14 protein-coding genes and 1 pseudogene are annotated in these 12,241 nt (G+C 60.5%); 1 reads left to right on the top strand and 14 read right to left on the bottom strand.

Annotation, left to right across the window (positions count from 1 at the left end; all coding sequences use genetic code 11):
- The 14 genes and pseudogenes from HMPREF0178_RS03555 to HMPREF0178_RS03490 form a co-directional block, all read right to left on the bottom strand.
- Positions 1 to 291 (bottom strand): annotated as a pseudogene (locus HMPREF0178_RS03555) (glucosamine 6-phosphate synthetase); the annotation flags it as partial.
- Positions 276 to 797, bottom strand: a complete 522-nt coding sequence (locus HMPREF0178_RS03550) for a DUF5049 domain-containing protein (protein WP_009379077.1) — start codon at positions 795 to 797, stop codon at positions 276 to 278. The pseudogene HMPREF0178_RS03555 and the gene HMPREF0178_RS03550, both read right to left, overlap by 16 nt.
- A gap of 11 nt (positions 798 to 808) precedes the next feature.
- Positions 809 to 1,771: an amidoligase family protein gene (locus tag HMPREF0178_RS03545; protein WP_009379075.1), complete on the bottom strand. Its 963-nt coding sequence runs from the start codon at positions 1,769 to 1,771 to the stop codon at positions 809 to 811.
- Positions 1,772 to 2,021: 250 nt separating this feature from the next.
- Positions 2,022 to 2,279, bottom strand: coding sequence for a hypothetical protein (locus HMPREF0178_RS03540; protein WP_009379074.1), 258 nt, complete (start codon positions 2,277 to 2,279; stop codon positions 2,022 to 2,024).
- 12 nt (positions 2,280 to 2,291) lie between these two features.
- Positions 2,292 to 4,415 (bottom strand): DUF4815 domain-containing protein, encoded by a 2,124-nt coding sequence (locus tag HMPREF0178_RS03535; protein WP_009379073.1) that lies wholly within the window; start codon positions 4,413 to 4,415, stop codon positions 2,292 to 2,294.
- Positions 4,416 to 4,493: 78 nt separating this feature from the next.
- The gene (locus tag HMPREF0178_RS03530; protein WP_009379072.1) at positions 4,494 to 4,949 is read right to left on the bottom strand and encodes a DUF669 domain-containing protein; all 456 of its coding nucleotides are present in this window, start codon (positions 4,947 to 4,949) and stop codon (positions 4,494 to 4,496) included.
- A gap of 12 nt (positions 4,950 to 4,961) precedes the next feature.
- Entirely contained in the window at positions 4,962 to 5,732 is a 771-nt protein-coding gene (locus HMPREF0178_RS03525; RefSeq protein ID WP_009379070.1) for an ATP-binding protein, read from the bottom strand.
- 48 nt (positions 5,733 to 5,780) lie between these two features.
- Entirely contained in the window at positions 5,781 to 6,719 is a 939-nt protein-coding gene (locus tag HMPREF0178_RS03520) for a PD-(D/E)XK nuclease family protein (RefSeq protein ID WP_009379068.1), read from the bottom strand.
- Between the two features lie 53 nt (positions 6,720 to 6,772).
- On the bottom strand, positions 6,773 to 7,108 hold the full coding sequence (locus HMPREF0178_RS03515; protein WP_009379066.1) for a hypothetical protein: 336 nt from the start codon (positions 7,106 to 7,108) through the stop codon (positions 6,773 to 6,775).
- A 104-nt stretch (positions 7,109 to 7,212) separates the two neighbouring features.
- Positions 7,213 to 7,797 carry a sigma-70 family RNA polymerase sigma factor gene (locus tag HMPREF0178_RS03510; RefSeq protein WP_009379064.1) on the bottom strand — a complete coding sequence of 195 codons (585 nt, stop codon included), beginning with the start codon at positions 7,795 to 7,797 and terminating at the stop codon, positions 7,213 to 7,215.
- Between the two features lie 330 nt (positions 7,798 to 8,127).
- Positions 8,128 to 8,319 carry a hypothetical protein gene (locus HMPREF0178_RS22360; protein WP_009379062.1) on the bottom strand — a complete coding sequence of 64 codons (192 nt, stop codon included), beginning with the start codon at positions 8,317 to 8,319 and terminating at the stop codon, positions 8,128 to 8,130.
- A gap of 173 nt (positions 8,320 to 8,492) precedes the next feature.
- Positions 8,493 to 10,595, bottom strand: a complete 2,103-nt coding sequence (locus HMPREF0178_RS03500) for a 7-cyano-7-deazaguanine synthase (RefSeq protein ID WP_009379060.1) — start codon at positions 10,593 to 10,595, stop codon at positions 8,493 to 8,495.
- Entirely contained in the window at positions 10,585 to 11,373 is a 789-nt protein-coding gene (locus tag HMPREF0178_RS03495; protein ID WP_009379058.1) for a hypothetical protein, read from the bottom strand. The genes HMPREF0178_RS03500 and HMPREF0178_RS03495 overlap by 11 nt, the downstream gene beginning before the upstream one ends.
- A gap of 33 nt (positions 11,374 to 11,406) precedes the next feature.
- Complete coding sequence (locus HMPREF0178_RS03490; protein WP_009379056.1) at positions 11,407 to 11,640, bottom strand: LexA family transcriptional regulator; 234 nt, start codon at positions 11,638 to 11,640, stop codon at positions 11,407 to 11,409.
- Between the two features lie 296 nt (positions 11,641 to 11,936).
- Here HMPREF0178_RS03490 and HMPREF0178_RS03485 point away from each other — a divergent pair, with 296 nt between their 5' ends.
- A complete protein-coding gene (locus HMPREF0178_RS03485) occupies positions 11,937 to 12,179 on the top strand; it encodes a hypothetical protein (protein ID WP_009379051.1) in 243 nt (80 codons plus the stop codon).
- The last annotated feature ends 62 nt before the right edge of the window (positions 12,180 to 12,241 follow it).

The raw sequence follows: 12,241 nt of genomic DNA, 5'->3' as shown, positions 1-12,241 counted from the left end.
GAACTCGTTGCCCCGGGTGCGCCATCGGGTGTGGCCCATGAGGATGGTGGTCTCGTTGTCGACCTGCCCGAGCAGCTCTTGGAATGGCTTCTCGTAGACCAGCTCGTGCGCCCGCATCGGCCGCTTGAAAATGCGGTGGCCGCCGTCGGTCTTGAGCCAGGCTAGGCCGGAGGCGTGCGGGCCGCGTTCCTCGCTGTGCAGCAGCATGCGGATGAAGACCTCGCGCAGGTAATCCCGCTCGTCGGGCCGTCTGCGCTTGCGGCCGAAGATGATGCCTACTTGTCCGCACATGGAGCCGGGTCTCCCTTGCCGCCGAAGTTCTTGCTGAGCGGTCTCGTCCCTTCGAGGACGAAGGCTGCGTATTCCCGCCGGTGGTCAGCCAGCCACTCGGCCACCTCCGGGTAGCCCATCTCGGCGATCAGCAGGGTCACCTCCGGGTGATCGAGCATGTTGGTGCGCCCGGAGAGCCGCACCGTCCCCAGGGCTTCGAGGAAGCGTTCCGGCCAGGGATCGCTGGCCGTGTCGTCAGGCAGGAACTCGATCAGGCCGTGCCGCGCCAGACGGGTCATAAACTCGGCGGCCGCAGCGGCGGCATCCTCCGGCAATGGCTGGGTCGGCCCGCCTTCGATGCCTGAGAGCACCTCGGTCATGTAGTCCCGGGGCGCTCGGCTGGCGGTAAATGGCGTCTGGCCGCGCATCAGCTCGACAACTTCGAGGCAGTCGTCGGCTTGCAGGGTTTCCCCGCTGCCGGGAATCGGTTCGCCGTCCAGTGTGGTGGAGCGGATCAGAATCTTCATGGGGCACCTCCTTAAACAGTGAGGCCGGGAACTTGCCCGGCCTCGTTGGTGAGAGTGGTGGTTTCGGTTTCATCTGGAAGGACGTCTTCCGGTTTGGGCCGTCCGTTCTTGAAGGCGGCGTCGCCCGGCATGTTGGCCATCAGATGCTTGCGGGCGGTCTTGAACTCGTCGCCGATCAGGCCGAGGTGGAGCAGGAAAACCCGGAAGTCGTACTTGGCGCTCTGGGGATCGAAGTCCCGCTTGCGGCTGGAGGCTGCCCGACCATTGAGCGCCTTGGCTGCGACGGCGAGGCAGAATTGCAGGTAGGCCTTGATCCGTCCGGCGTGAAGGGGCGCCTCGAACCAGCGGAACTCCACCGTGCCCCTGTACCAGACGTTGTGCAGGTTGACCCCGTGGTAGCGGCTGTTGTCGTAGTGCTGGGGCTGCCGGTTGTGGTAGCCGTACCAGATGCGGTTGAGCTGGTCCTTGGTGCGGGGGCGATGCTGTTCGATGCGCTGGATCAGCTCGTCGCTGACCGGCCGGGTGTAGCGGTTGAGCCGGTCGCGGCTGATGCCGAGGGCGTGGAGGATCAGCGGCTCTTGCTTGTAGATGATCTTGGCCAGGTTACCCAGGTGCCTGCCGTCGAAGGGCGCGGCATCGATATGGATGTGGATGCCGCACTGGCTGTTGATCTTGCCCCCGGCGCGGCGGATGGGCCGGACCGCCTCCTGCAGTTGCGGGATGTCGTCGTAGCCGAGCACCGGGCTGACCACCTCGGCCCGCAGATGGGCCGGGACGCTGGTCAGGGATGCGTCCCCCACCACCTTCCAGACGCGGCCGCGCAAATCCTCGACCTCCCAGGGGTCATAGCTGCTGGGGATGCCGACATGGCGGACCGTGCCGCCCACCACCGAGTGGATGGCCCAGGCGATCTGTTCCCGGGTGCGTTTTACGGTCTCGATCTCGATCCCGTAGTGGATCTCTTTCAGGTTCATGCGTGCCTCCGTCGTTCATGGCGCTTCTAAGTCGTTGTCTGGCAAGGCGTTTTAGCCTCTGCTTACACCATGAATGAATGCTTCTTTCCGGACACAAATCAAGTAGAAGAACAGCCGAATTCGACATTTAACACGTTTATTTTCAATGAGTTGCGAGTTTTAGCCAGATTGATCAGCGCACAGGCGGCAGAACCCCCGGAACGGGCTGGCCGTATCCGGGGGTTCTGGGGTGGCGGTGGCAGTGAGCCGGTCAGCCAGAGGCGGTATCGGAGGTGATCAGGCTGGCGTGCAGCTCGAGGTTGCGCGACTCATCGACCCGCATCCGCGCCAGCAGCGCCGTGAAGGCCTCCGCTTCGGCGGCCGGGAGCTTTGATGCCCGTTCCAGCCGCGCCGGGCGCTGGTGCAGATTCTCCAGCAGGCCCAGGGCGTGGTCGCGGATCAAGCCGTCGCGCTTCTCCTGCGGTGTGGGGATGAACTCGGTCAGGCCGCCTTTGCGTCGAACGATCATGGCCGTGCCTCCTTAGCTCAGGGTCGCGCCCAGCGAATGGATGCGCGGGTAGATCAACGGCGTGCCGGTCATCTCGGCCTTGTAACGGACCTTATTGCCGGTGTTGTCGGTGAAGGTGCGCACCAGGGTGTACTCGGTCCAGTTCTCGTCGATGGGCCGGGTGTCCTGGATGGTCATCGCCTCCCAGGTCAGGCCGCCATCGTTGCTGGCGAACCATTGCAGGGTGGTGCCGCTGGGAATTTGCATCTGCACGTAGGCCTTGGTCGATTCCACTCCCTGGGTCAGCTCGTTCTCGCGGGTTAGGTAGGCCCCGGTGGTCTTGTTGAGGTAGCCCACCAAGTTGACGTCGCGGAAGTTGATGGCCGGGGTGTCATTGGCAAGCGAGCTGCTCAGACGTACGCGGATCTGGACCCGGGTAGCGAGGTTAGGCAGCGGTTCCTCCTCGGCGGGAACCATGGCGTCCCAGGTCACGCCACCGTCGGTGGAGTATTCCCAGTCGAGACCGGTGGTGCCCTGGGGGATGGCCGAGTATTCGTCGAGGTTGATGTCGGAGAACTGCACGCCGGTGATCGGCTGGAAGCGAATCATCCCCTCGGACTGGAAGTTGTAGCCGTAGATCTTCATCGCCAGGTCGGAGCCGTTGAGTGGCGTCCTGGTCTCGGCGTTGGAGCTCTCCAGCAGCACGTCCTCCATGTAAGTCTGCCGGGTAATGATGCCCCAGCGGCCCCTCTTGCCGAGGGTGGCGGTGCGCACCTTGTAATTGGTGCTGTTGGTCAGCAGCACCACGGAATAGCTGGTGTTGGCCTCGGCGTAGAACGGGTCGTCGAAGCGAATGCGGGTCTCGCCGCTCAGGCTGATCTCGTTCGGGGCCAGCACCTTTTCGGCGAACACCACGCCGTTGGGCAGACCTGTGGTGACGCCGCGAATCTGCACCGTGACCGGAATGCTCGGGTCCCTGGCGGTGAACTGCAGACCGATGCTGGAGATCACCTGGTTCTGGGTGAAGCTGAAGGTCTGGGCCAGCGGGTCGCGGGGCACGAAGATGGTCTGGGTGCGCCAGACCACCTGTACCACGGGCACGCGGATGATGCGGTTCTCGATGATGCGCTCGATGCGGGTGATGACCAGCGGATCGTTGATCTGCAGACTGGCCCGGGCCGAATAGACGCCGTCGGCCATCTCCACGATGCGGTTGCCGTTGCGGGCGTTGGTCGGGATGGTGAAGGAGGCGCTGACCCGACCGGCCTCGTCGCTGATCAGGTTGCTGGCCATCACCTGGCCGTCGCAGCGCAGCACGATGCCGGATTTGCTCGGGGTGAAGTTGATGCCGGTCTGGCCGCGCCGCCCGAGGTTGGGCGTGATCTGCAGCATGGCCGGGGGCTTGTCGAATACCGCATAGGGGTTGATGTTGCGCTCCTCGGACCAGTCGTTCTGTTCCACCAGCACGGTCTCGTTGCCCGGCAGCAGCGCCAGGCTGCCGAAGAAGCTGGCGTTGCTGCCCGCCTGATCGACCGAGAGCACGGTGGAGCGCGGAATGCGGTCCGGCGCGACGAAGCGGGCGATCTCGTTGACCCGGGCGTCCCATTCGGCGTGGTAGATGTCCGACTGGGCGGTGTTCGAGAAGTCGTCCGAGTAGATGCCTTTCTTGGTCTGGGCGTCCCGGTTCTGCAGCTCGTTGTTCATTTGATACTGGGCATCGTTGTACTTCAGGTCCTCGACGTCCTGGATGATGTCGTGGATCTGGTCCATGGTGATGCGAGTCAGGCCGAAGTTGCGGATCTCCATGTCGGTGGAGTTGGGCGGGCAGTCGATGCTGCACAGACCCAAGGCGTTTTCCGGGACGATGGGCAGCTTCGGAAAATCCGCCGGAGCCCCTTCCAGCCGTTTGATCTCGGTGGTGGCGTAAACGATGTCGCGACGGCCGAGGTAATAGTCATAGTCTAGGCTGCAGTTGGAGCCGTTCACCGGCTGGTCGCCGAGGCTGCCGCGCCCGCAGTTGATCACATTGAGGTTGCCCAGCTCGAGCTGGACCGGCGACATAGTGAGTCCGGCCGTGTTGGTAGCCGGAGGCGAAGCGGTACCGATCTCCTCGACGCCGTCGTCGACGAAGGAGAGCGCCTCACTGCCCAGCTCCATCAGGCGCTTGTAGTCTGTGCGTGCGCCGTTGGTGGCGGCCCGGTAGACACGATAGCCGGTCGCGCCGCTGACCGGCAGCTAGGAGAGCTTGTTCATCTCCCCGGCATCGTCGGCCATGACAATGCGACGGTTGAAGTAGATGTTCTCGTTTTCACCGCGAGTGCGCTTGGTCACCTCCAGCTTGATGTTCAGAAGCTGTTCGAGGTGGCCCGGCAGGTCGGAGAGCTTCTGAAGCTGCAGCCCGCAGGTGTAGAGGTCCTGCTTGAGCCACTTGATGTTCTCGTTGCTGGCCATGACGTTGTTGCGCCAGAGCAGACGGCCCTTGTGGGTCGGCGCAAGAATGCGCAGGGTCCACTTGAGCATGGGGTTGCCCGAGGTCTGGGCGCGGGTCAGTTCGACCCGGTCGACGTTGACCTGGTACTTACCGTCGGGCACGGCCTCGAACTCACGCTCCTCGACTTCGGCTGTTTCGAAGGCGTCATCAAACTGCGCCAGGTCGAGGTTGCTGTTGGATTGGTTTTCGTAGTGTTCCATGGTCGGATCCCCTTACTGTTGGGGTTTCGCCGCCGCACTCGCGGTCGGCTCCGGCTTCGGCCGGGCGGCACTCGCCTCAGCTCCGGCTGCCGTGTTGTTGAACGCTTTCATGAAGCTCAAAAAATCGAGGGGGATGACTTCGGGGAGTCGGCCGGTGCGGTCACCGGCGTCGTAGTTGGGACTGGGCTTGGTGCGCATCACGCGCTGCCAGACCGGCTTGCCGTCCTCGCCGGTTTTCATGTCCAGGTCGCAGAACAGGATCAGATCCACCAGGCCGGTGACCAGCTTCCGCGCCTTTTCCGGCAGCGTCGGCACGATGCGGGTGTGTTTGCCGGTCCGGGTCTCAATGTCCCGCTCCTGGGAGTGGGAGATCAGGATCAGCCCGTAGGGCAGGAAGGCCAGCTTGTTGATGACGCTCTGGAACTCGTTGTTGATCAGCGCGTAGCCCTTGCCGTAGCCCAGGTCGGATTCGTGCTCGATCTTGAATTTCTTGCAGACGTAGTCCGAGCACATCTTGTAGGCGTTATCCACCGTGTCGACGACGATGGTCTTGAACTCGTGCTTGCCCTCGGCGATCTCGGCGCAGGCCTGCAGAAGGTCGTCCCAGCAGGTGATCGGGGTCTGGAACACCTCCAGGGCGTTCAGGCCCGGCTCGGTCGCCAGGAACAGTGCGTCATCGGCCTTGGAGCACCAGGTGCTCTTGCCGATCTTGCTCGGGCCGTACACCAGGGCGGTGAGGTCCGAGAGCGTGTGTTTGGGTTTGCTTTTGGTCTTGGGAAGCATGGTTTCGTCTTCTTATGGTTGGGATTTCAAAACACCGGAGCGGCGTCTTCACCGGCTCCGTCCCGCAGCTCTTCGTGCGGGGCGATCCGTTGGAAATGGTTTTCGATGACGTTGGGGTTGCCGCCCGAGCGGCAGAGCTGGAAGTAGGCGCAGGGCCTTCCGTACTGGAAGCAGTAGCTGGTGTTGCGGGTAGAAGGTGTCGCGCCGACGGGCGTCGAGCATGGCCTTGGAGAGTTCCCATAGCTCCGCCCGCAGTTCCTCGAACTGGTCGCGGGAGATGTAGAGCACCTCGCGATGAAACATGCCCGGCTCGAGGTACTTCTCCTGGAGCCGTTGCTGGAAGGTTTCGTCGTCCTCCGACAGCTTGCGCTTGGCGCTGCTCTTGCCGGTTTTCGACTTGGCAATCAGCTCCGCCCGGCGGGCCTCGAATTCGGCTTCGGTCTCACCCTTGCCCTGGCGCAACTTGGCCTTGACCAGGACGTTGTAGATGATGCCGCTGACCGTGATGCCGAGGGTCTGCTCCAGGTACCAGGCGTAGAGGGTGATCTGGAAATCGGTCCACAGCCGCTCCAGGTAGCTGGCGTCGATCTGCGAGGCGGTTTTGTGTTCCAGTAGGAAATACTGGCCATCCTGACGGACGATGCCGTCCACCTTCCCGGCGAGAATGAAACTGCGCGAGGTCGCCCCGGTCGCCGGATTGACGATGGGACCTTCGAAGGTCTTCTCGAGCGCGACGACCTCGAACTCTTCAGCCGGGTAGTGTTCCACATAGGCGCTCATCATGGCCTTGGCGAGATGCCAGTCGGCCTGTTGATGATCGTCCTGCGCACGGTTCGGATAGGTCCGGTCGATGTGGTCGAGGACCTTGGCCAGATCCCGCTCGCCGTGCCAGCACTCCAGGCAGTCGTGGATGACCGAGCCGAAGGCCAGATTGGGGTCGCGTTCGAGCGGCACCAGCTCGTCGATGTAGCGCCACTTGCAGGCCATGCGGCAGTTGCGGAACAGCCGTCACATAGAATAGGTGGTGGTCATCAGCTCGCTCATACCGCCACCCCCGCTTCGGCGGCGGGCGCTGCGCGATGCTTGGAGGCACAGGCGCAACCCGACGGATGGGATCGTTCGATCAGGACCGAACGTTCGCCGTACTCCTTAGTGGCGAAGCCGGTGAAGATGCGGGCGAGGTCGCTGCCGACATCGGTGGAGGCGTCGATCACGCAGGTGCGGCGGGCCTTGTCCAGATTGAACCGGCTCTCCATCCGCACACGGGAACGGCCATGCAGGCTTTCGACGGCCAGCATCGCCAGCATGAAAGTGTCTTCCAGTTCCTGGGCCGGGACCGACTCGTCAAAACGGTACTTGTAAGTGTCGTGAGTCATGGTTGAACTCCTCTTTTGTTCAGGTTCTGATTTCCGAGGCCCCGGATAGCCGCACCATGCGGCACGGTGCTTACTTACCGGAGCCGGAGTCGATGCGTCGGAGATCAGAGGTAGTCCGTCAGGCCAGCCTCGCTGAACGCCTCCCGCAGCTTGCTCAGCCGGTCGTAGAGGGTGGTTCTGGGGATGCCCATCTCCCGGGCGATTTCGGCCATGGTGCTGTCGTACAGGCGCACGCACAGATCCCGGAGCTCTTCCGGCAGCGAGGCGATGGCCCGGTCGAGGTCCATGCGGATCTCATGGGCGAGGCGTTCCCTTGTCTCGCGGATGCCGCTTCCCAGAGAGCCTTCGCTATCTAGGAAGTCGATCCGCTCGGTGGTGTCGCCTTCGCCGTTGTCGAGGGGTTCGTTGAGTGAGGTTTGGCAGAGCCGCCAGTCCCGGCATTGGGCGAACCGGGCCTCCAAAATGGTGGAGATGTGACGTTCGACGATCCGGGCCATGAAGGTGGTCTTCTTGGCCTTGGCGGGATTGAAATGCCGCATCCGCTGCAGCAGATCAATCATCAGTTCCTGTTCGAGGTCGGGTCTGTCGTCCTCGGTGAATCCGGCCTTGCCTACGAGTTGACGTGCTTTGTGCCGAATGAGGTTGGCGGCATACTTGTCGATGCCGTCGTAAGAATTCTGAGAAACCATCGGGGCCTCCTCGGAGCGAGGAGGAGGTCCGCGTGGGTGTCGGCACGGGCCAGATCACAGGACAAAGCTGTCGCGTGGGCGAAGGGGTCGCAGGTACGCCGCCAATTGCCGTATTCGGCTCGGCGACACCCACAACAGCCTCCGCCATGCGTCCAGCTTGTTGTCCAGTGTCTAAGGGTTCAGGTCGTTACGTGTTCAGGCTGCCCGTTCCTCGATGCGCATCAGGAACGGGAGACCGTGCTTGATCTCGAGCAGACAGACTTTTCCGCTGCCCATCTGCGCGAGGTGCTCCAGCAGCGCCACGACCTCTTGCTTGAGAATGAAGTCATCCTAGTCGCGCTCGGGCCGGGGACCGCTCTGTCCGCCCAGCTTGATCTCGCGCTCGATGACCGTGTCAGGGGTGAGTTCCGGCTCGCCGTCGCGGACCGGAATGTTGGTGATGCGGCCGAAGTTGATGTCCTGCATCAACTCGATGAGTCGCCGCTTCGGTGGGGTGAGGTGTGCTTTGTTGACTTGTGCCACTGCCAGTCTCCTTGTTCGGAAGTTCTGGCACGCCCGGTGGCCAACCCTGTGCTGACCAATAAAAAACGCCGGATCGCGCCTTCATTGGGGAAGGCGCTACATCCGGCGTCGCAATGGCTACATTTGGCGTAGCGGAAATATTTTTTAGTTTTTTCTTCCTGGGTGGTCCCGGGTCACTCGTTGACTATCGGGCGGACCTCCCAAACGATCTCCTCTTCGGTCCGGTAGACCGGTTCGTTGCCGCACTTGATGAACTCCTTCAGGTGGGCGGCCAGCGGCTTGTCATACTTTTCCAGATACGTGATGGCCCGGTTCACGGCACTCCGGAAGGCGTCGCGGATGTTCTTCCGCTTGTCGTTGGAGTTCCGGAGTTTGCCACCCAGACCAACCGCCTCGTTGATTGCGGCGGTGATCTGGGTCATTTCGTTCTCAAGCCGCTGGATTTCGGCATCGTTGTTTTCTGCCCGGGCTTCTTCAATTTCCCGAAGAAGCTCGTGAGCCGTCTCCCGGTATTGCTCGACGGCCTTGCGGTCGGCAACGAAGCCGGTATCACCCAACGGAACCCCCTGGGTGACCTGAAAACCTTCGTCGGTCTCATTGGAGTTCAGGACCGCGTTGCAGCTATCGATGGCAAACCCGCAGACGATCTCGTAGACCGAGGTTTCCTTGTTGGGCCTCGCCAGGAGGAAGTTAATGTACTCGGCTCCTTTGTCGACACCCGTCACGAGCACCTCGGCGTTGCCGTTAAAGCGTGCGGCCCAGACACCCCCGCGCTTCCTGAAGTAGTTGTCCGGCTGCTTCTGCTCGACCGGAATGGCGGGGACGGAGATTACCGATCCCGATTCATAGACCGTCCTGAGTAGGCAGTCTCCTGGCAAGGTGTGTTGGCGGATGGCGGTGATGTTGCGGCCAACCATTGTGTCCATTGCATCGCAGACCTCCTTGGCGTGGCGCTTGTAAAGGTCATAGACCTTCTGGGCCACTTTTCCGGAGTTCCCATTAAGGTAGCGGAAGACCCGACTGACCTCGCTGAATCGGGCGATAAACTGGGTGATGTCGTCCTGCTCGCGTACTTGGTTGGCACGCTCTAGGTACGCGGCTGTCATGATCTTGTCCTCGTCCTTGCTTCGGCTTTGGGTGAAGATGTCGGCTTTATAGGCTTCCACTGGGTCATATTGATCGGCTTTTGCCGCAATCATGGCAAAACGCCTGTCGATACACTGGGAACACGTTCCGCAATGCGTATGGTGATTGGTCATCTCCCAGGTATGGGTGCAGGTGGTCGATGCCGCGATCATGTCCTGGCATCCGGCCTTTGTGATCACCTCGATGACACCGGCCTTGGTTTTCCAGATGTAGGGATTCTCAATCGTGAACGGTTCGCCAGCCACCAGGCTGATGATTTCCTGAAAGCCTTGGATCACCCTGGGGTGGGTGGTGCGTGTTGCCCGGCCGCCGACTACCTGAGCGCAGACCGGCAGATTCAAACTGATGACCCCGTTTTCGTAAAAACGGACGCTTTTCAGATTGAGCATTTTTGCGATGGTCGCCCCGATAGACACATAGAGGAAGGATCGGCTGCGCTGGGTGTACTCGCAGTTCAGCCCCTTGTTCTTGTTGACCCGGACGCCGATGTGAAGCGGGGCGTTTTCCCCAGCCTTGTCGGCAATCATCTTTTCCAGTCGCCGGTGGCGCGTGTTGAGCTTCGGTGTCGACTTGTGGGTAACAAGGACGACCTTGTGTTTTTCATTCAGAACTTCATCGATGGCTCCCGCCAGCGAGTCCAGCCCACCTGAAAACATCACTACCTGTTCTGGATAGCCGAAGAGCCGTCCGTCATCATCAAATTTAAGATATCCCTGGAATGCCTGAGCCTCTTTCAGTTTGACGAACTCGAAGTGATAGTTGTCGTCAGACAAGAAACCAAGCGTGGAGCGCAGCGCCTGGTGGATATCGTCTCCGTTCCAAAAATCTGGCTTCCGCACCGGGATGATGAAGTGCAGATCTCTGCGCCAGCCATGGCCAAAAGAATCGACGTCGTCGGCCCCTCGTGGAATGGCCTGATCGGCACTGTAAACGTAGGTGGCGATTTCGAGCAGGTCCTGGAAAGAATCAGGCACGTCCTTGCTCATCTTTTTGTGGATGTCTTCAATGCGTAGGGTGATCTTGTCCGGCCCATCCTTACCCCAAAGGCGCAGGCGCAGATCACGGTCAGGATTTTCTTCAATCCCATCGGTCGGTGCGTTCCCACAGATGATATATCGTTTATCTTGCATCGGCTCGCGCTCCTTCTTTTAGCTCGTCCTTCATCTTTTTCAGCGCGTAAGAGGCGAAGCCATTGGAAGACTCCCTGGAGATGTCACCACCTTCTTCGTACCTGTGCTTCGAAAACCAATCTGCTGCAAACTGCTCGACGATCAGGGACGCCTCCTTACAGTGCGTGTTCAGGGCCTTCTCGAATTGTCCCATTTCATTCATGGTGGCAAAGCGCTGGCCCTCGCCAAGATGGGTAGCCAGCGTTTTTGAGAGGAAGTAGTTCATGCTCTCGTTGGTCAGCTTGGCGAAGAAAGTCCGCGACAGCTCTCCGAACTCCCGCTTTTTCCCGAGCGCTGCCAGTGCGGCCCGAACATCATCTGGCCCGGGGGCGAAGAGAGACGGCAGTTTTGGTGAGATGTGCTCTACCAGGGCTCCGACCAATGCACGCTGAGACATTTCACCCAGGTCAGATCGGCCACCGTTGGACTCCAATTTATTATCCAGGGCCTCGGAGACTGCGGCGACAAGATCGGGAAGGGATGTATCCTGCGGCAGGTTGACGCCGAGGGATTGGAGATGCTCGCCGAGGTTCTCTTTTTTTGCGGCAATGGCGAGTTGCGTCATCAACCAGACCGCCTCGGTGAACCCCTCATCGTTGAGCACAAAGGTGAATGCTTTATCGGCTGCCCGGATTGTTGCGTTTGCGATTTGGGACACGTCGGCACCGGCCGTGATCAGGCCGACCACCTCTTTCCATGCCCTCGACCTCGGAAGGCTTCCAAGTCTGACGTGCCCCATGTCGATCTCCTTATTTTTCGCGACCCAGCATCGTTATTCGGGCCTCCTGATGACGACGATGCTTCGGGCCTTACGAGCTTCTTTCTTCAGATAGCCTTTCCGTACCAGTTGAGCGATCTGCTCGTGGGCGCTCGCGTGGCTGATACCAAGGACTTCCGACAATTCTTTCACCGTTGGCGGCAACCCCTTTTCATCGATGATTTGGCAAATGACCCTCAGCGTGTTTGCTTGTGGGTCGGTTATTTCCGATACCTTTTTCTTTCCCATGGCGATTGCTCCGTGTCGTAGCCGCTGAGCGGATTAAGCCCAATTTATGACCACAAAATATACGACCTGATGAACATCAGGTCAATCAAAAAAACAGGACTTCTCGTCTGATTCCGTCATCTTGCACGTCCCTCCGGTAGGTAACGAACGCAAGTCCGGTTCAAGCCGGATGTAACCAGATAACCGACCAGAGGCGGAGCTGAGGCGGTTGTGGGTGCCATCGAACGCGCATCCCGACCGCCACCGTTTTCTGGCATCCACACCATCCAGTCCCCCGGTCCCACCGGAGGTGTTCGATGTTGGATGTACAGGAAATGAATGATGGGCCGGAGACGGATGACCTTGGCGAAAACGACAAACCCGGCCGCCTGTCGGGAGAGGCAAGGCTCCAGTCAGCAGCCTCCATTCTGGCCACGGCGATCCTGCGCCGAAAGGCAAAAAACGCATGTGTGGGCAATGAGTTAGAGGTTTTCAAAGATTCTTCCCCTGTGCTCGGAGAAGGACTTGATTCATTGCCTGAACAGAGCATTCATTCATGACAACTCGTCCGGAAACCAAAATAAGGAGTTGAAAATTAATGAGTTACAGAACGCCGCCACAG

The organism is Bilophila sp. 4_1_30, from assembly GCF_000224655.1.
Classification (GTDB): Bacteria; Desulfobacterota; Desulfovibrionia; order Desulfovibrionales; family Desulfovibrionaceae; genus Bilophila; species Bilophila wadsworthia.
This window is presented reverse-complemented; position numbering and strand designations above follow the sequence as displayed.

Coding starts and splice junctions, on each gene's coding strand:
- HMPREF0178_RS03490 (WP_009379056.1), bottom strand. CDS start 11,640: ATGGGAAAGAAAAAGGTATCGGAAATAACCGACCCACAAGCAAACACG.
- HMPREF0178_RS03525 (WP_009379070.1), bottom strand. CDS start 5,732: ATGCTTCCCAAGACCAAAAGCAAACCCAAACACACGCTCTCGGACCTC.
- HMPREF0178_RS03485 (WP_009379051.1), top strand. CDS start 11,937: ATGTTGGATGTACAGGAAATGAATGATGGGCCGGAGACGGATGACCTT.
- HMPREF0178_RS03530 (WP_009379072.1), bottom strand. CDS start 4,949: ATGGAACACTACGAAAACCAATCCAACAGCAACCTCGACCTGGCGCAG.
- HMPREF0178_RS03520 (WP_009379068.1), bottom strand. CDS start 6,719: ATGGCCTGCAAGTGGCGCTACATCGACGAGCTGGTGCCGCTCGAACGC.
- HMPREF0178_RS03545 (WP_009379075.1), bottom strand. CDS start 1,771: ATGAACCTGAAAGAGATCCACTACGGGATCGAGATCGAGACCGTAAAA.
- HMPREF0178_RS03540 (WP_009379074.1), bottom strand. CDS start 2,279: ATGATCGTTCGACGCAAAGGCGGCCTGACCGAGTTCATCCCCACACCG.
- HMPREF0178_RS03500 (WP_009379060.1), bottom strand. CDS start 10,595: ATGCAAGATAAACGATATATCATCTGTGGGAACGCACCGACCGATGGG.
- HMPREF0178_RS03495 (WP_009379058.1), bottom strand. CDS start 11,373: ATGGGGCACGTCAGACTTGGAAGCCTTCCGAGGTCGAGGGCATGGAAA.
- HMPREF0178_RS03535 (WP_009379073.1), bottom strand. CDS start 4,415: ATGGAGCTGGGCAGTGAGGCGCTCTCCTTCGTCGACGACGGCGTCGAG.
- HMPREF0178_RS03515 (WP_009379066.1), bottom strand. CDS start 7,108: ATGACTCACGACACTTACAAGTACCGTTTTGACGAGTCGGTCCCGGCC.
- HMPREF0178_RS03550 (WP_009379077.1), bottom strand. CDS start 797: ATGAAGATTCTGATCCGCTCCACCACACTGGACGGCGAACCGATTCCC.
- HMPREF0178_RS03510 (WP_009379064.1), bottom strand. CDS start 7,797: ATGGTTTCTCAGAATTCTTACGACGGCATCGACAAGTATGCCGCCAAC.